General features: G+C 44.7%; 16 protein-coding genes. 6 read left to right on the forward strand and 10 right to left on the reverse strand.

Annotated elements, in window-relative coordinates; all coding sequences use genetic code 11:
* Positions 1-268: 268 nt before the first annotated feature.
* The 6 genes from GCHA_RS10415 (at position 269) to GCHA_RS10440 (ending at position 6,255) form a co-directional block, all read left to right on the forward strand.
* Complete coding sequence (locus GCHA_RS10415) at positions 269-1,669, forward strand: CmpA/NrtA family ABC transporter substrate-binding protein (RefSeq protein ID WP_007987914.1); 1,401 nt, start codon at positions 269-271, stop codon at positions 1,667-1,669.
* Between the two features lie 88 nt (positions 1,670-1,757).
* On the forward strand, positions 1,758-2,714 hold the full coding sequence (locus GCHA_RS10420; protein WP_379066236.1) for an ABC transporter permease: 957 nt from the start codon (positions 1,758-1,760) through the stop codon (positions 2,712-2,714).
* Positions 2,715-2,807: 93 nt separating this feature from the next.
* Positions 2,808-3,662: an ABC transporter ATP-binding protein gene (locus tag GCHA_RS10425; RefSeq protein WP_007987916.1), complete on the forward strand. Its 855-nt coding sequence runs from the start codon at positions 2,808-2,810 to the stop codon at positions 3,660-3,662.
* 156 nt (positions 3,663-3,818) lie between these two features.
* Positions 3,819-5,051, forward strand: coding sequence for an alginate export family protein (locus tag GCHA_RS10430; protein ID WP_007987917.1), 1,233 nt, complete (start codon positions 3,819-3,821; stop codon positions 5,049-5,051).
* A 274-nt stretch (positions 5,052-5,325) separates the two neighbouring features.
* Positions 5,326-5,523 carry a hypothetical protein gene (locus GCHA_RS10435; RefSeq protein ID WP_007987919.1) on the forward strand — a complete coding sequence of 66 codons (198 nt, stop codon included), beginning with the start codon at positions 5,326-5,328 and terminating at the stop codon, positions 5,521-5,523.
* 12 nt (positions 5,524-5,535) lie between these two features.
* Entirely contained in the window at positions 5,536-6,255 is a 720-nt protein-coding gene (locus GCHA_RS10440) for an SIMPL domain-containing protein (RefSeq protein WP_007987920.1), read from the forward strand.
* Positions 6,256-6,618: 363 nt separating this feature from the next.
* On the opposite strand, the gene GCHA_RS10445 is transcribed toward GCHA_RS10440, so the two are convergent.
* The 10 genes from GCHA_RS10445 to GCHA_RS10490 all read right to left on the reverse strand — a co-directional run bounded on the left by GCHA_RS10445 (position 6,619) and on the right by GCHA_RS10490 (position 17,197).
* Complete coding sequence (locus GCHA_RS10445) at positions 6,619-6,990, reverse strand: glutathione S-transferase N-terminal domain-containing protein (RefSeq protein WP_007987922.1); 372 nt, start codon at positions 6,988-6,990, stop codon at positions 6,619-6,621.
* A 134-nt stretch (positions 6,991-7,124) separates the two neighbouring features.
* A complete protein-coding gene (locus GCHA_RS10450; protein ID WP_007987923.1) occupies positions 7,125-7,679 on the reverse strand; it encodes a TMEM165/GDT1 family protein in 555 nt (184 codons plus the stop codon).
* Positions 7,680-7,897: 218 nt separating this feature from the next.
* Positions 7,898-8,335, reverse strand: a complete 438-nt coding sequence (locus GCHA_RS10455) for a hypothetical protein (RefSeq protein ID WP_007987924.1) — start codon at positions 8,333-8,335, stop codon at positions 7,898-7,900.
* 298 nt (positions 8,336-8,633) lie between these two features.
* Positions 8,634-9,884, reverse strand: a complete 1,251-nt coding sequence (locus GCHA_RS10460; protein ID WP_007987926.1) for an ABC transporter permease — start codon at positions 9,882-9,884, stop codon at positions 8,634-8,636.
* A gap of 10 nt (positions 9,885-9,894) precedes the next feature.
* Entirely contained in the window at positions 9,895-11,211 is a 1,317-nt protein-coding gene (locus tag GCHA_RS10465) for an ABC transporter permease (protein ID WP_007987927.1), read from the reverse strand.
* 9 nt (positions 11,212-11,220) lie between these two features.
* Positions 11,221-11,958, reverse strand: a complete 738-nt coding sequence (locus GCHA_RS10470; protein ID WP_007987928.1) for an ABC transporter ATP-binding protein — start codon at positions 11,956-11,958, stop codon at positions 11,221-11,223.
* A 91-nt stretch (positions 11,959-12,049) separates the two neighbouring features.
* Entirely contained in the window at positions 12,050-13,372 is a 1,323-nt protein-coding gene (locus tag GCHA_RS10475) for an efflux RND transporter periplasmic adaptor subunit (protein ID WP_007987929.1), read from the reverse strand.
* Between the two features lie 162 nt (positions 13,373-13,534).
* A complete protein-coding gene (locus GCHA_RS10480) occupies positions 13,535-14,062 on the reverse strand; it encodes a response regulator (protein WP_007987930.1) in 528 nt (175 codons plus the stop codon).
* 237 nt (positions 14,063-14,299) lie between these two features.
* Positions 14,300-14,764 (reverse strand): pyridoxamine 5'-phosphate oxidase family protein, encoded by a 465-nt coding sequence (locus GCHA_RS10485; RefSeq protein ID WP_007987931.1) that lies wholly within the window; start codon positions 14,762-14,764, stop codon positions 14,300-14,302.
* 309 nt (positions 14,765-15,073) lie between these two features.
* Positions 15,074-17,197 (reverse strand): TonB-dependent receptor, encoded by a 2,124-nt coding sequence (locus tag GCHA_RS10490; RefSeq protein WP_007987932.1) that lies wholly within the window; start codon positions 17,195-17,197, stop codon positions 15,074-15,076.
* Between the last annotated feature and the right edge of the window lie 20 nt (positions 17,198-17,217).

The raw sequence follows: 17,217 nt of genomic DNA on the forward strand, positions 1-17,217 counted from the left end.
ATTTTTACAAATGGAAATATGTTAAGGTGTTGATATATAGCGTAAATTTAAATTGGCATTGTTGATGCATTAACACTTGTGACACTGAGCAGCGTTAAAAACAACAATCATTAAACGTTGACGCTTAGCATCAATAGACAAAGACATATTTGTTGATTGACCACGGGGTTAATTTACAAAGAGGCAAAGTAGCCCACAACCATCCAAGTTTTTTGGAAGGTTGTGGGTTTTTTTTTGGACAAATTTTGAAACCGATACGGAGTAGGAAATGGTTAAAAACAGCGTATTCAATTCACTTGCACTTACCGTTAAATCACTTCGTTTAGCAGTGATTGCCACAGTGTGTACAACAACGTTAGTCGGTCACAACGTAGCAGCACAAACGGTAGGATGGCCTGAAAAAGAAGAACTCAAATTTGGCTTTATTAAGCTGACTGATATGGCACCCCTAGCAATAGCCTATGAAAAAGGCTATTTCGAAGATGAAGGCCTATACGTCACGTTAGAAGCTCAGGCTAACTGGAAAGTGTTACTTGATCGAGTGATTGACGGTGAACTGGATGGCGCGCATATGCTTGCCGGTCAACCCTTAGGGGCCACCATTGGTTATGGTACGAAAGCCGATATCATCACCGCCTTCAGTATGGACTTAAACGGTAATGCCATTACTGTGTCGAACGATATCTGGCAGCAAATGAAGCCCAATATTCCCCAGGAAAACGGTAAACCGGTGCATCCGATAAAAGCTGATGCACTAAAACCAGTGGTCGAAAGTTATAAAAAGCAAGGTAAGCCATTCAAAATGGGCATGGTGTTCCCGGTTTCAACTCACAATTATGAGTTGCGTTACTGGTTAGCCGCTGGCGGTATTCACCCAGGGTATTATGGCCCGAATAACGATGTGAAAGGATTAATCAACGCCGAGGCGCAGTTGTCTGTTACGCCGCCGCCACAAATGCCATCGACCATGGAAGCCGGCACTATTTACGGTTACTGCGTCGGTGAGCCATGGAACCAACAAGCCGTCTTTAAAGGTATTGGCGTGCCTGTTGTGACCGACTATGAAATATGGAAAGACAACCCAGAAAAAGTGTTTGGGGTGAATAAAGCATGGGCTGAAGAAAACCCGAATACTCACATTCGCGTGGTTAAAGCCATGATACGGGCTGCGATTTGGCTGGATGAGAAAAACAATGCTAATCGCCCTGAAGCGGTGCAAATTTTAGCAAAAAGTCAGTATGTGGGCGCCGATGCAGAAGTGATTGGCAACAGCATGACAGGCACCTTCGAATATGAAAAAGGCGACAAGCGCTCAGTACCTGATTTCAACGTTTTCTTTCGCCACAACGCCACTTACCCATATTACAGCGACGCCATTTGGTATTTAACGCAAATGCGCCGTTGGGGGCAGATCAGCGAGCAAAAGTCTGACGATTGGTATAAAGACATCGCCAAGAAAGTCTATCGCCCTGATATCTACGCACAAGCTGCCTTATCGTTGATTGCTGAAGGAAAGGCCAACGCCGAAGATTTTCCTGAGTTTTCAAGCGAGTCTGGCTTTAAACAGCCGCAAACTCACTTTATCGACAATATCGTCTACGACGGTACCCAACCAAATGCCTACCTAGAGAAGTTCGATATTGGTTTAAAAGGCGACAATAAAATTTAATCAACACGCTTAGCGGCTGAGCAACTTGCTCAGCCTTGGTGAGGAGGAAATCGTTATGTCTAGAGCACAAACAGCATCGTTGATTTCAATGCCGGTAAAAAGCCTGAATATCAGCTCAGCGTCAACGCTGCTTAGAAATGCCATGTTGCCTCTGCTTGGGATCCTAATTTTCCTAAGTTTATGGGCGGTATTGGCGAAAAATATTGATACATCTCTGGGGTCGTTCCCAGGGCCAAGTGAAGTATTTACTCAGGCCCAAGTGTTAATTGAAGAACATGGTGCCCAGCGGGAAAAAGCAAATGCATTTTATGAGCGCCAAGAGCAGCGTAATGCAGCGCGGATAGCGCAAGACCCTAGCTATAACCCAACGATTCGTGCATTTACTGGCGCCCCGACATTTTTTGATCAGATATGGACCAGTCTGTACACGGTGACTGTCGGCTTTTTAATCGCATCGGTTATAGCGGTACCTCTTGGGATAATTTGTGGATTAAGTAAAGCTTCCTATGCGGCAATTAACCCATTGATTCAATTGCTAAAACCGGTTTCGCCTTTGGCGTGGCTGCCCCTAGTGACTATGGTGGTGAGTGCGGTTTATGTGAGCGATGATCCTATGTTTTCAAAATCGTTTATTACCTCTGCTGTCACTGTCTCACTATGTTGCTTGTGGCCTACGTTGATCAACACGGCGGTTGGTGTTTCAAGTATTGATAGCGATTTACTCAATGTCAGTAAAGTACTGCGTTTAGGGCCGTTTTCACACGTGATGAAGATAGTGATGCCCTCATCAATACCCATGATTTTCACCGGGTTGCGGTTATCACTAGGCATAGGTTGGATGGTGCTAATTGCGGCTGAAATGCTCGCCCAGAACCCTGGTTTAGGTAAGTTTGTTTGGGATGAGTTCCAAAATGGCAGCTCTGAATCACTGGCTCGGATCATGGTGGCAGTGTTAACCATAGGCTTGATTGGCTTTGCCTTAGACAGACTCATGTTACTGCTACAAAAACAAGTCAGTTGGGACAAAGGCGCTGTGCTGCGTTAATGATGCTGAGCTGCGTTAATGGTGCACTGCATCAATGCGCAGTGGATTTGACGCGTTTGCATGAACAATAGTGAAATATAAAGGTAAAACAAAATGACCGCAAAACATCATTTAGAACTCACCCAAGTAGGAATCGATTTCCCTACGCCTAAAGGACCGTTTACTGCGCTGACCGATGTGAATTTGAAGATCCAAAAGGGTGAGTTTATCTCACTGATCGGCCACTCAGGGTGCGGTAAGTCAACGGTACTCAATATTATTGCAGGGCTACACAAAGCTACGAAGGGCGGCGTGATTTTAGATGGTCACGAAGTCAATGAGCCTGGGCCCGAACGTGCGGTGGTATTTCAAAACCATTCTTTGCTGCCATGGCTCACGGCCTACAAAAATGTAGAGCTTGCGGTTAGGCAAACAAGCAAAGGGCGCAGCAAAGCAGAAATGCGTGACTGGGTTGAGCACAATCTTGAGTTAGTGCATATGAGTCATGCAGTTGACAAGTTACCAGCAGAGATTTCTGGAGGTATGAAGCAAAGGGTAGGGATTGCAAGAGCACTGGCTATGGAGCCAAAAGTGCTGTTAATGGATGAGCCTTTTGGGGCTCTAGATGCCCTGACAAGAGCCCATTTGCAAGACTCGATAATGGAAATTCACGCCGACCTAGGCAATACAGTAGTGATGATAACCCATGACGTAGATGAGGCTGTGTTGCTATCTGATCGTATTGTCATGATGACCAATGGTCCCTCTGCCACCATAGGGGAAATTCTAGATATTGAATTGCAACGGCCACGGGATCGCCTAGCACTGGCTGATAACCCTCAGTACAACCATTACCGTCACGAAGTCTTGACGTTTTTATACGAGAAGCAGCGAAAAGTGGAATCGGTTGCTGAGCATCGTAAAAAAGCGCAAGGCAAAACCAAGGCTAACGACGCAAGCGTCGCATAACGAATTACGCACTGCGCTATTAGGGGTGGTAAACGCCCTGTTACGTTTACCCTAGCAGCGGCTGCTGCTGGGTAAATCAGTGCGAGCAAAAAACACATATAAGCCTGATTAAACAGGCGTTAACAACACACATTATACTGATATGAAGGAATGAACATGAGCGCACAAACCGTTAATCACCCAATTAAAAAATCAATACTCGCTAGTATGGTTGGCCTTGTATGTGCCGGGGCGACAATGGGACAGGCGCATGGTGCTGAGCAGAGCAGTATCACAAGTGCGTTAAAAGAGGGCAGCGCTGCCGTTAATTTACGCTTGCGCTACGAAGATGTTGACCAAGATAGTAACGACGCCAGTGCGCTAACGCTGCGCACTATGCTTAATTACACGACGGCAAGCTACAAAGGTTTCTCAGCCAAAATCGAAGTAGAAGACACGCGCATTGTGCTAGGTGAGGGCGACTATACCGTTGGGCCCAGTGGTTATAATGTAGGACAATATTCGGTGATTGCCGATCCTGAGCACACCGAGTTGGATCAAGGTTATGTGCAGTATCAAAATGAAGGGTTAACCGCCAGATTAGGCCGCCAAATTATCACTATGGATGGCCACAGGTTTGTGGGGCACGTAGGCTGGCGACAAGATTGGCAAACCTTTGATGGGGTAAGCGTAAAATATGCCGCAAGCAAAGATCTGACCATGCAATATGCCTATCTTAGCCAGCGTAACCGTATTTTTGCAGACGATGCGGATTTTGACAGCAAAGACCATCTTCTCAACGTCGCATATTCAACGCCCTACGGTAAATTAGTCGGTTACAGCTATTTGCTCGAAATAGATAACGATACAGATAATGCACTGGATACCTACGGTTTCAGCTTCAATGGCGGCACTAAACTGTCTGATACCTCAGTGCTATATGGCATGGAATACGCCACACAAACAAGCGAAACCGCCACCACTGATTTTGATGCGGATTATTTAATGCTCCAAGCTGGGGTTAAGCTTGAAGCGGTTACCCTGAAACTCGGTTACGAGTCATTGGGCTCAGATGACGGCCAGTATGGTTTCGCGACACCCCTTGCTACTTTGCATAAATTTAATGGTTGGGCAGATACCTTCCTCAATACTCCAGCGCAAGGCTTAGTGGATGTCAGCGTGACAGCGACAGGTAAGTTAGCTGGAGGTGCTTGGTCAGTGATTTATCACGATTTCAGTGCGGATGAAGAAAGCACTGAGGTAGATGACTTAGGTAGCGAGATTGATTTGAGTTACGTGCGTAAATTCGAAGGTGGCTATTCAGCGGGCATTAAATACGCTGCATATTCCGGTGATAGCGGCCGCCAAGACACAGATAAACTTTGGATTTGGACCAGCGCCTCATTTTAAGAAGCGTTGCCAGGGCTGATGAAATATATCAGCTAATGAATAACCCTAGACAGTCAAGCCACAGGTGTAGACTTGGGAACTATTCGCACTTTGAGCAAGCTTGTGCTTTTAACCCTCTGAGCAGAGATTAAAAGCCGGCTTGCTTTTTTTTACGCGTTTTAAAGCCATTAAAAAAGTAAAGCTATTAAAAAAGCAGCGTGATGGAAAAGGGTTTGATAAGCTAAGGGACGAACGCCACTTCGTACGCTATTTTTTATTAATTTCAAGGATATATATGTCGGAATTTGAATCCATGGCCAACACTGGCTCCTATTTTGTCGGCTGGTTTACACTCGCACTTATCAATGCTGGGCTCGCCCAAGGCAAGGGGCGCAACGGATTGATTTGGTTTATTATATCTTTGTTTGTCGGCCCATTTGCGACTTTGCTCATCGTAGTATTTGAAAACCTGAACAAGCAGCGCCATTTTTAGTTTGAGGTAATAATGACAACGCAAAGCAAAAGCGCGGCATTCATTTTAGGCGCGTTTTTATGTACAGGCTTAATTGTACTTGGTATGCAAATTAGCCACTCTGTGATTGAATATCGCCAGTTCGAACGAAGCGTTACCGTTAAAGGGTTGTCTGAACAAGAATACCCAGCCGACATCGTTATTTGGCCGATTCAATATACGGTTGCGGATAATTCACTCGAAGCCTTGTATGACGCCATTGAAAGTAACACAAGGCTGATATCAGATTTTTTGCAACAGCGGGGGATTGCAGCGTCAGATATTAGTGTTTCTGCCACGGCTATCACGGATAAATCTGCTCAGCAGTACGGCGGTAATGCCACTCCCGCGTTTCGGTTTACTGCAGCACAAACGGTCACTGTGTATTCTAGGGATATAGATCTAGTTCGCAGTGTTATGGGGCAGCTTACAGAGCTTGGTAAGAAAGGCATTGTACTTAATCAAAATAACTATCAAGCCAATGTGGAATACATATTCACACGTTTAAATGATGTTAAACCGGCGATGATAGAAGAAGCGACCCGCAAAGCGCGAGAAGTTGCACAGAAATTCGCCAAAGACTCAAACAGTGTATTGGGTAAGATAAAACGCGCTTCTCAAGGCCAATTCAGTATCAGTGCGCGGGATAGAAACAATCCCCACATTAAAAAGCTACGAGTCGTTTCAACCGTGGAATATTATTTGTCTGATTGAACGTGTTATACCATTCCACGTTAATAAGTGATGACTCAGCGAGAGTTTAAAAGGGCTTAAACAAGGCGCATAACTGAATGAATAGTTGTTCTCTTTCGAAGTCATGCAACGCAGTGTAAGCCCTCTTAAAACTCGCCTACAAGGAATGCCCCAGCGGCTTTTGCTCTGCGTTCTCACTATTTGAAAGGGAACAACCATTACTACATAGCGACGCCTTAATCAAAAACCGCTGGACGCATTCTGAGGCGGTCACTTATTAATGCGGATTGGTATTAACACTGAAAAAGCCGCCCGTGTGCAATTTGCTCACGGGCGGCTTTTTTATTGATCTTTTATTCAGCGCATTGGAATTCGCCTATTTATTTAAGCGAATTTTTGCTCCAAATAATTGATGATCTCTGAAGATTCGTACATCCAGGTATCTTGGCCATCTTTTTGAATACGCAAACAAGGTACTTTCACTGCACCGCCACCGTTTAATAGTTCAGTTCTGTGCTGTGAGCCTTGTTTGGCATTGCGCTTTTGCATCGGTAAGTTCAGGCGATGCAACGCACGGCGAGTTTTGATGCAAAACGGGCAGGCATAAAATTGATAAAGGGAGTAGCTGTTAAGCTCGGCCTCCACTTTTGCTTGTGCCTCAGGACTGCGTTTCTGTTTACGAGGGCGGGTAATCAAATCAATTAAAATAATGATTCGACCTAATGCTTCGCGAATAAACTTTATAACAAATTTCATTTCTAGTACTTAACTCTTTCATTTAACCCTTGGAACTGATGGGCGCATTATAAGCATTATCTGTCCCCAAAGTGAGACAATAATGATAACAAAACATTTCTGCTATTCATTTTTACGATTTGTATCTGCATCACCTAGCTGATCAGGCCATATAAGCCGATTGCCACAAAAACCAGAGCGGCTAGGGCGCGGGTTAACGTGAATGGGATACGTTGCATGATGTAATTTCCTGCAAAAACCACAGGTACATTGGCCAGCAACATACCTAAGGTGGTGCCTAATGTGACCCAAAGCAAAGACTGGTATTGCGCTGCTAACAGCACGGTGGCAATTTGGGTTTTATCACCAATTTCAGCAATAAAAAACAGCACGAGTGAAACCACAAACGCACCGTATTTATCGAGACTGGTATTGGGTTCATCGTCTTTGTCAGGAATAAGCAGCCATAGGCCCACGGCAATAAAGCTCAGATGAATTAGTAACTCCCCTAACTCGCTGGTTAGGAATTGGCTGAGCCAATCACCGAACCAAGCCGATACGCCATGATTAAGCAATGTCGCGATTAAAATACCAGCAATAATTTGCCATGGTTTTTGTAATCGTGTTACAAGCAGCAAAGATAATAGCTGGGTTTTATCGCCCATTTCGGCGAGGGTGACAGTAAGGGTAGAAGTGAAAAAAGCGTCCATTTATAACAATCTCGCGCGGGATACTAAACCAAAGGCAAATAGACGCCTCCCGCAATTGGGGCGCTACTTGCCTTAGGTCTTGCCGATATTCATACTAGTAAAAGTATGAACACAAAACTGCCATAAGCCATGAGGGCTCAAGTATGTTGACAGTCTTACTCAAACGTTTGAGCGGGCTACTCCCCTAAGACGCCAGCAATGTACCCAAAGTTAGCTGTTTAATCAAGGGGTAAAACGGGCAAATTGCTGTGTTGAGTACTTAAGCTGAAGCCGTGTTGATTTAGCCAGCGCATGCCTTCTTCGCGACTGTTGTAGATCATGATAGTGTCTTTTTTTAGATTATTGCCTAAATACTGTTTTAAGGTAAAACGTTTGATCTGTGCGTGTTGCTCACCCACTATAAAGACCAGATGAGTGCGGTGGTGCCGTCTAACCCATATTTCAATTTCCAACAAGATACTATCTATTTTAGCTGCGCTTAACTCCCAATGTTCAGCTAATAAAATATTCCCCCAAGGTGCGCCGTTTAAGGTCAATATTTGTTCTTTTAAATTATTAAATAACTTGCGTGCATTGACTTCGTCGATAGTACCAACGAGTTCAGTGATGAGAATATTTCCGCTAAGTGTTGTGCTAAAAGCAGGTGGGCGACTCATTTTTTACCTTCAGGTTTAATCTCAATGACCAATAGTCAGGAGCGAACTTAGCAATATCATTGCTTAATTTGCGTACGTTAGGCAAGAAAATCAAAGGGGTGTTTCTCAAATAGCAATATTCACCGGCCTAAATGACGTAAAACGCGAATATAGGTAAAATTGTAGTACAAAAACAGGGGTTTACCCTGCACAAGTCAATAGATTGGCTCACATGGGTTATCAATATGCTGATGACAAGCGGAAGTATACAGCAAGCTAGGTGTAGCTTGCTGTAGATAGCTATGCGTACGCTTTGTGTTTAGACACTTCTGGTGGCGAGCGCAGGGGCGATATTCGCGGCTTTTCTTGCTGGGCCAAAAACAGCAAGCTGCCCCACAAGCCAAAGTGCAACCATTCCCAGAGGAATGTAATACCAAGCGATAGGGTCAAGGCTAAATGCATCCACTAATACAATGTTGAGCACTATGGTTAAAGCCGCACCTATTACTACACCTGCTGAACTTATGAGAAAGTTCTCTAACATGAAGTAGCGCACGATAGACAACTGGCTTGCACCAAGTGCTCGGCGTGTGCCTATTTGCTTCTTACGTTGATTGACGCTAAAACTCGCCAAACCAACAATTCCTAAGCCTGTGACGATAACGAGAATTGTCATGACGGTAACCAAGATGCTTATCATGGCGCTGTTATCGCGATAAGCCCGCAAACGTGTTCCTTCTACGCTGCGCATATCTCGTAAAATACGTCCTGAATTGCTTTTCGCTAATTGGCTTTCTACTTCATTCATGACGCGATCGCGTTGGCCTGGTTTTGTGCGAACAAAATAACGGCTTGATTTAGCGTCGCGTATTTCGGGTGTCAACATCACGTTCTCAACATTGTCCCATCCCACCCAAGGAGCTTGCAGTTGGTCAACGATACCGGTAATGATCATGGGTTCAATATCATTGATATACACGGTTTTGCCCAGTGCAGCTAATCCTTCATCAGGGAATAACCTGTTTGCCATGGCAAGGGTAATAATCACTTTATCAGGCCAGTGTGTTTGGCTCGATTGGCGGGTTTGAATATCTGTTGGGCTGAAGTTTTCACCGGCAACCAAAGCAACATCTAAGCTATTTAATCCGTGTTCATCGATCATATACACGGCGGTTCCGGTGCCGTCAAACTCAGTGCCTGGTTGAGTTTGCAAGCTCATTGACCACCCACTGCCACTTAACGGTACTGCGTTAATTTGCACGGCATCGATTACACCGTCGAGGGAACGAATTAGATTTAAATCTTCCTGAGTCGTTACCAAGCTATTAAAGTCATGGCTAAACCCAACGCTTGAAATATAAAAACTGTTGGCCTCATCGATACCGCTGGGACGCTGCATTTTATCACTGCGCTCTACGATAATGTATATTGCATTGACGACTATGGTCATGGTGAAAGCAATTTGCAGTGCGATTAGCATGGCGCCGACTTTATTGCGCAGTAAGGCTCTGAAAATGGGTCCTATCTCCCAATTTTCAGCGAAAAACGACGGGCTTTTTGAATCTGTCATCTTGATATCCTTATTGGCTTTTAAGTTGGCTGGCAGGAGCGATATTGCAGGCTCGCCAAGTGGGGTAAAGGCCTGCACAAATACTGGCTAGCAATGACAACACCAGCGCCAGTGCGATCATGGTCAGATCTAAGCTGGCTAAATCATTTAGCACTTCACCGTACAGCTGGCGTATGCCTATTAAACCTAATAGTGCGAGCACTAAACCAAACAATCCGCCCGCGAAACCTACCGCACCGGTTTCCACTGTGTATTGCATAAATAAGTCGCGTTTAGTGGCGCCCACTGCTCGGCGCAGGCCAATTTCACCAGACTTCGCACTGAATTTTGCGAGTTGCAAACCTATGGTATTGAGTAAGCACACCACCAAAAACATAAACGAGAGCCACATCATGATTTGTGCATCATCGGCAACCACGTCTTGGTCGTCCATCCATTGCATTACGTTTAACAACTGGTTGTTCAAAGGGCGAGGGAAGCGACCCAATTCTTTTTGGTCATTCACATAATTGTTTAAAAATGACATATAAGCTTGTTTATCTTGTGGGGTTTTAAGCTCAACCCACATTTGAAAGTTTATGCATTCTGATTGTAAGAACGCGGTAAAGCCTTCACCCTCAGGGGTTTTCCAGCAGTTGGTATTGCCCCAATTTGGCAACTCAAGTTCTTGTTTTAAATAAAATGGCATGAACAGGTCTTCGGGCTCATCGAATGCGCCATTGTTAACATCGTAAAATTTGGGCAGCGGTTGCCAAGCGTCTAGTACACCGATGACCCGAAATGACTGGCCAAAGATAACAATGCTGTTACCCACTGAATTTTCACCTGCAAAGACTTTGTCGTTGATTTCTTTACTGAGCACCACAACAAGTTGGCGATCGTCATCTGCTTGTTGATCCCAACCGTTACCGTACTTAAACGGCACGTTAAACATGGGAAAAAAGTCTTTAAAGGCTAAGCGAATTGATGCTTCAAAGGGGTTAATATCAGGGCTGCTCGGTTGAATAATGGCCCCAGATTTTGCCATCGCCGTTTGCCTAAAGGCTTTTTTCGCCGACATTAAATTGGTGGCATCCGTCCATGTAAGTTGATTCGGTGGGGTATTTGGCTCGTCGTTAAAGCCGTGATTGGGATCCCAGCTGTCCACTTGAACATGAAACAATTGGCTACTTTTCTCTGGAATAGGGTCGGCTGACATCAAGTAGTTTACCGTTATGGTTGTCATGCTCGCCCCAATTCCTAATGCAATGGCGGTGATCATTAAGCCAGTTAAAATCGGGTTGCGCTTGAAGCTGTTAAACGCCAGTTTTATATAATAATTAAACATGGGTACTCCTTACTCGCTTAAACCAACAACACGCTTGTGCTGCGAGGGTTTAAACTGTGCCGCTTCAGGGCTTAAGCTCATAGCCTTCTCACTTACTTTACCGTCGCTCACATGAATATTCCGATTGGCTTGTGTGGCCAAACCTGCGTCATGGGTTACCATGATAATGGTGGTGCCATTGGCGTTGATGTCCTTGAGCAGAGCCATAACGCTTTGGGCCATGCTGCTATCGAGGTTACCCGTGGGTTCGTCGGCTAGCAAAAAACGCGGTTCCCCAGCGAGCGCCCGAGCGATGGCAACGCGTTGTTGCTGACCCCCTGATAGTTGTGCTGGTAAGTGCTTCATTCGATTTCCAAGACCGACCATTTCTAAGTTGTGTTCAATACGCTTTTTACGCTCTTGACGGGAAAACCCACGATAGCGAAGCGGCACGTCGACGTTGTCAAATAAGTTAAGGTCCGGTATCAGATTAAAACTCTGAAATACAAAGCCAATTTTTTGGTTACGTAAGCGGCTACGTGCCGCGTCGTTTTGATGGCTAATGTCGACTCCATCTAATTCAAACCTGCCTTCTTCGAAGGTTTCAAGTAAGCCCGCGATGTTTAAAAAGGTCGTTTTACCTGAGCCTGAAGGCCCGGTGACCGCGACAAAATCGCCTTCGTTTACGTGTAAGTTGAAATCTCGTAGTGCGTGGGTTTCGATTGAATCCGTACGGTAAATCTTTTTAATGTCTTTCATCGTTAACATGCTGATAATTCCTTGTGCTGATGCGTTTCTTATCGTTGTTTGCGGGCAGCGTTTCTAAGTTGCCTGAGCTTTTAAATTAGGGTTATTGGCTTTATTGGGTTATCAATACGGTTTGGGCATCATTGAATTGATCTGTGCTTGAAATAATGACCTGCTGATTTGCACTCAAGCCAGACAAGACTTCAACGTTTGATAAACTGCGCGCGCCAGTGACGATATTCGTTCTTCTGGCGATATTGCCTTCAACGACATAAGCCACTCGTCCTGAACCGCTTTCTAGAAATTGTCCTCTTGAGAGCATTAGCACGTCAGGCCGGTTTTCCATTAATATACGTGTGGTTAATCGTTGGTTTTGGCGCAGACCACGAGGAGGCTGCAACGCGCTACCGTTTTCATCTTTTTTGGAAAAGCGAACACGCCCAGTTACTTGGTTGTTCTCGATTTCAGGTGAAATACTGACTAATTTGGCGAGATGGTCGCTACCGTTAACGGTGACGAGCGCCGGCATGTTGATAGCGAGATCATCTGCGTAGCTTTCGGGAATATCCACTTCAAGTTCAAACTCTGACAAGTCAACCACGCTTAGAATCGCTTGGTTTTTTGCCACTTGGTTTCTTTGTTCAGCCGCTAAGTTACCTACAATACCGCTGACAGGGGAGCGAATATCCAGTCTTGCGACTTTGCGTGACAAGTCACTGACCATTAAGGCTTGGCGTTTAACCAATAACTGTTTGGACTGTACTTCAAACGCGAGACTCTCTTTGCTTAGGTCGGCATCCTGCTGTGCATGTTTGTATACCAGCTTGGCATTTTCTAACTCGTCTTGGGCTTTTTCAAAGTCAATTTGACTGATGGATTGGGTACTGAATGCTTTGTCGGCTCTACGCTTTTCCCGTTCAGCAGCAGTAAGTGCCACTTTGGCCAGATCGACCGCTTTTTGATTTTCTAAAGCTTGCTTTTTCGATTGAATACGTTGGCGGTCAAGCTCCATTTTGAGTTTCTGTAAGCTTGATTCCTCTTGTTGTAATTCATTGGTCAGCTCTGGGCTATCTACACTGGCAAGCACTTGGCCTTTTTGAACGGTGTCACCGGCATCGACTAAAAGATTAATCGTTCCTTGTGCAGGGCTGTAAAGACGCGGGCTGATTGCTGCGACCACTTGACCTTGCACTGATAAATCTCTTATTAGATCTCCACGTACGACTTTGGCTAAGTGGATACGTTTGGCCGATATGCTGGTATCAGATGATCGCCAACTGCTAAAAGCCGGCTCTACCACCCAATACAAAAGTAGTGTGCAGATCACGCCACAAGTGGCAAGCCAGTAGCGTTTTGCTGATTTTTTTTTAGTGATTGTTATATCTTGGGCGCTGGTATCCGATATACCAATACGCCCAGTGTGTGGCGTGTCCATTTTTATCCCCGAATTAGATGGCGTTATCAGGGAGTAAGTCGAGGGGAATTGTCGAAAGGTTTAAATTTGAAAAAATAAATCTGCGCAGGTTGATGAGTTAAACTCATCAACCTATTTTAGTAACACCCTGTATAACAGGTTGTTTGCTAGTGATTCAGCCGCTTAATGAGGGCGTATTTCTGTTGGTTGTGTGCTTAAAATAACACGCTCTTTTAATGCAGGTATCTCTTTTGGTTTAAGAGACAACACAGGTCTTGCACACATTGACCAATATTCGTGACATCCCTTTACGATATTCAACAATGCATCAAACGTATTGGGTTTCACAATATAGGAAGCAGCGCCAAGATCATATGCATTGGCAACTAGGGTATCGTCTAGCGAGTTAGCAAAGATAACCACCGGAACGCGCCTAAATTCGCTCGATTTTTTCAGTATAGTAAGCGCTTCAAACGTCTTATTCGTGGGGGCCCTTAGTTCAAGCAATATGATATTTGGTAAAGGGTAATGTTGTCGGTCTTGATATACGCCGCTTCCGTCTAAGTAGTCGATAAGTTGGACTTCATCTTTAACGCAGTTCAGGTGGTTTAGGCTGGTAGATTCAGCGAATGCCTCTTGCATTAAAATGGTGTCATCTTCATCACTGTCGACCATTAAGAAATGCAGGCGTTGGCTGTGGTTGATTTTCATGGTTAGGGCCCTATCGACGTAAGCTCACTATTGAGCTTTAACGCATAGGGTAAAACGTGTCACTGATGTATAAAGATCACCAAAAACAAAAAAATATTATACTTTTGTCTAATATGTACAAATGGCGACTTAGCTACTCGCGTTAAACAAGTGTGTTTGCCGAATAGCTAGGCCAGCGGACGATAGCTAGCCAGCGATGAATTGCCGGCTAGCTCTTGGACGTTAATCAAAAAACGCTTATAATTTAACCTTGTCGTGTTCGCCCATTTCTTCAGGTTTGACCTTACCACCAAATGTGACACTGACCTTGGCGGAGAAATCGGCATCTGCTTCCCAGATTTCTGCTTCGTCTAGGTCAAATCTTAGCATTTTAAGGGTGGCGTCTTTGCGGCCATCCTTATACCAAGCAGAAACATGCTTAGACCAATATTTATCGATGATATCAGGATTGGTTTCTTCTACTAATGTGCCCGCTATACAGGCAAATACTTTGTGATCTTTACTGGCAAATTGCGCCATGGCCTTGCCGCCTGCAGCGTTACGATTAGTTTTAGTGGTGTAAAACCAAAACGCACTGTTAGCGTCTTTATCCAGTTGAGCGTGCATAGGCTCACGGTGCTCATTTGAGTCGGTTAAACCGAGCATAACGATGGGGCTATCTGCCAGCGCTTTCCACATTATTTCACGAATATCATGTGACATATTATTCTCCTTATTTTAGTAGCGATACGGTTCAATGCGGGTAAGTGTCCCGCATCTCATTTACGTATCTCACTAATGAGTAAACAAAAATAAACTTGTCCTTGATAAAGCACGGCTTATGCCAAGCGAACAATAAACCGAAGCGAGTAACTTGTACGCCAGACGATGCGCCATGTGCATTGAATTTTGCGCATCGCCATGTCGACAAGGTGAGGTGAATAACGTGGGGTTAGCGTGAACATGAGCAGAAAATTATTCACGCTTTGTATAATAGTTACTGAAGCCACAACAAAATAACATTCGGCTGAATTAAAACTGGTACGAGGCACCTAAATTTACCGTCATGCCCAAACCTTTATGATTATAGCCATCGTAGGTGTAAACTTGCGAGCGAGCAGGGTAGTAATCATTGTTGAGTAGGTTTTCGATCCCCATAAAGACTTGCCACTGATGATTGACATCATAACTACCATTAATATTGACTAAATGGTAGCTATCAACCGGCCCTTGGTCACCGACATATTCGCCTTCAATTTGTGCAAAGCGCTTTCGTGAACCAACGTATAGGTAATTTAGTGCGAGGCGAGCATCAGGAGTCGGTTGCCAATTCACATTAATGGTTCCTTTTGGCGCACCAATATCTTTACCGCCTAAATACACATCTAATTCTGTATTTTTACCCTCTACCCATGAATAGGTCGCTGAAAGGTCAAGATTTTGCGTCACTTGGTAAGTGGCTAATGCTTCGTAACCATATATCTCTTGAGGGGCGCGAACAGGTAAATACACGCCAGTCTCAACATCAAACGAGTTTGTCGTTCCCAGTTCTGAGGTACTGCGATAGGCTGAGAACTCGACACGTAGGGAATCTAGCTCAGAGGTAAAACCGATTTCATAGTTATCAATAATAGATGCTTCGGTACGTATAAGGGCAATATCAGTAACCGTTGCTGTGCGCAACAGACGTCCAGTATCAGAAATGTCAGCGCCTTGTGAGTAACTAATGAAAGGCCTAAACAGGTCACTTAGGTTATAGCGAATGGCTGCATTGTAAGTGGTTGCTTTGTAATTTAAGGTATCACCAACTACATCAAAAGCGACTGAACATTGGTCGGCAGTGCGGCACAAACGAAGCGTGCTAAAATCATCCACTGCTAAATCGATGTTTTCGTGTCGAACCCCAGCTTTTATAATGATGTTATCGTGTAAAACCCATTTTCCTTGGATGAATGCGGCAATGTTATCCATGTCCATTTTAGGCACCCATACGCGCCCATCGACCAGTGGCTGCGACGTGACATCGTTTAACGCATCGATACCATAAATCAGGGTCGTGTCGATGTCGTGCAAAGTAAACTGACTATTGAAGGTGGCACGCAAACCTTTTTTCTCAGACTCGATAATGGATTGTCCGCCATCAAACCCTTGCTCTGGGTTGGCTAAATTCGTGGAAAAGAAAAAGACGTTTTCAATGCGCTGGGTATAGGCATCAATCACTAATTGGGTTTGAGTGAATATCTCGTCATCTGAATACTTAAGCATGACATTGTGGTTTTCTGGCCCCTGGGGCTCACCGATAATCGACGTGCCGTCGAGAGATTCAATGGCATAGGTTTTATCGCCTGAATTGATATTGCCCATGATATTAATTAAGTCGGTATCCTGTTTTGACTTAAAATAGTTGTAGGTGAGTTGTAGTGCTTTTTCGTCATCAAACTGATAAGCAAATTTGCTAAAGTAATTCTCAGTGTCAGTATCTGTTAACCCGTAGGTCAGACCAAGAATATCACCTTGTGCATCGCGTTGAACGCCATTTTCTTCATAGCTTGCGTTAAGTACGTAGCTAAATTTATCTAACTTCCCATTAATGCCTGCATCTAACCTTCCGCCTAATGTATCGTCAAATTTTACACCGCTAAAACGAGATGAAACGGTTACATGACCGGCCATTGGTGAGTTACTGTCCGCTTTTTTAGTGATGTAATTAATGATCCCTCCTGCCGCGCCGTTGCCATATACGGAGGTTGCTCCTTTTATGACTTCGATTCGTTCAATGGTACTGGCATCTAAACTACGTACCCCGAGAGACCCGTTTCTCAGTGGTGTTGATTGGGGAACGCCGTCAATCATGATCAAGGGGGCGCGACCACGTAATGTTTGACCCGAATTACTAGACGTGCCGGTAGAAGGTGCCAATCCAGGCACAAGGGTTGAAAGCAGCGACTGTAATTCACTGGTCACTTTTAACTGATCTTGAATCTGTTGTTGGGTGATGATCACAATTGAAGCAGGGACTTCGTCAATGCTCTCTACAATGCGGCTTCCGGTAACGATCATACGTTCTAGATCTTGGCCATCGCTTGGTTTATCACTTTGTGCCTGAAGCGTTGTGCTGACCAAAAAACTGAGAAGAGATAAAGAAGTGTAGCGCATAGAATATCCATTTAGCGTTG

The organism is Paraglaciecola chathamensis S18K6 (genome assembly GCA_000314955.1).
Lineage (GTDB): Bacteria > Pseudomonadota > Gammaproteobacteria > Enterobacterales > Alteromonadaceae > Paraglaciecola > Paraglaciecola chathamensis.

Excerpts from the sequence above, each read along its gene's own strand:
- GCHA_RS10415 (WP_007987914.1), top strand. The coding sequence starts at position 269 with ATGGTTAAAAACAGCGTATTCAATTCACTTGCACTTACCGTTAAATCA.
- GCHA_RS10420 (WP_379066236.1), top strand. The coding sequence starts at position 1,758 with ATGCCGGTAAAAAGCCTGAATATCAGCTCAGCGTCAACGCTGCTTAGA.
- GCHA_RS10425 (WP_007987916.1), top strand. The coding sequence starts at position 2,808 with ATGACCGCAAAACATCATTTAGAACTCACCCAAGTAGGAATCGATTTC.
- GCHA_RS10430 (WP_007987917.1), top strand. The coding sequence starts at position 3,819 with ATGAGCGCACAAACCGTTAATCACCCAATTAAAAAATCAATACTCGCT.
- GCHA_RS10435 (WP_007987919.1), top strand. The coding sequence starts at position 5,326 with ATGTCGGAATTTGAATCCATGGCCAACACTGGCTCCTATTTTGTCGGC.
- GCHA_RS10440 (WP_007987920.1), top strand. The coding sequence starts at position 5,536 with ATGACAACGCAAAGCAAAAGCGCGGCATTCATTTTAGGCGCGTTTTTA.
- GCHA_RS10445 (WP_007987922.1), bottom strand. The coding sequence starts at position 6,990 with ATGAAATTTGTTATAAAGTTTATTCGCGAAGCATTAGGTCGAATCATT.
- GCHA_RS10450 (WP_007987923.1), bottom strand. The coding sequence starts at position 7,679 with ATGGACGCTTTTTTCACTTCTACCCTTACTGTCACCCTCGCCGAAATG.
- GCHA_RS10455 (WP_007987924.1), bottom strand. The coding sequence starts at position 8,335 with ATGAGTCGCCCACCTGCTTTTAGCACAACACTTAGCGGAAATATTCTC.
- GCHA_RS10460 (WP_007987926.1), bottom strand. The coding sequence starts at position 9,884 with ATGACAGATTCAAAAAGCCCGTCGTTTTTCGCTGAAAATTGGGAGATA.
- GCHA_RS10465 (WP_007987927.1), bottom strand. The coding sequence starts at position 11,211 with ATGTTTAATTATTATATAAAACTGGCGTTTAACAGCTTCAAGCGCAAC.
- GCHA_RS10470 (WP_007987928.1), bottom strand. The coding sequence starts at position 11,958 with ATGTTAACGATGAAAGACATTAAAAAGATTTACCGTACGGATTCAATC.
- GCHA_RS10475 (WP_007987929.1), bottom strand. The coding sequence starts at position 13,372 with ATGGACACGCCACACACTGGGCGTATTGGTATATCGGATACCAGCGCC.
- GCHA_RS10480 (WP_007987930.1), bottom strand. The coding sequence starts at position 14,062 with ATGAAAATCAACCACAGCCAACGCCTGCATTTCTTAATGGTCGACAGT.
- GCHA_RS10485 (WP_007987931.1), bottom strand. The coding sequence starts at position 14,764 with ATGTCACATGATATTCGTGAAATAATGTGGAAAGCGCTGGCAGATAGC.
- GCHA_RS10490 (WP_007987932.1), bottom strand. The coding sequence starts at position 17,197 with ATGCGCTACACTTCTTTATCTCTTCTCAGTTTTTTGGTCAGCACAACG.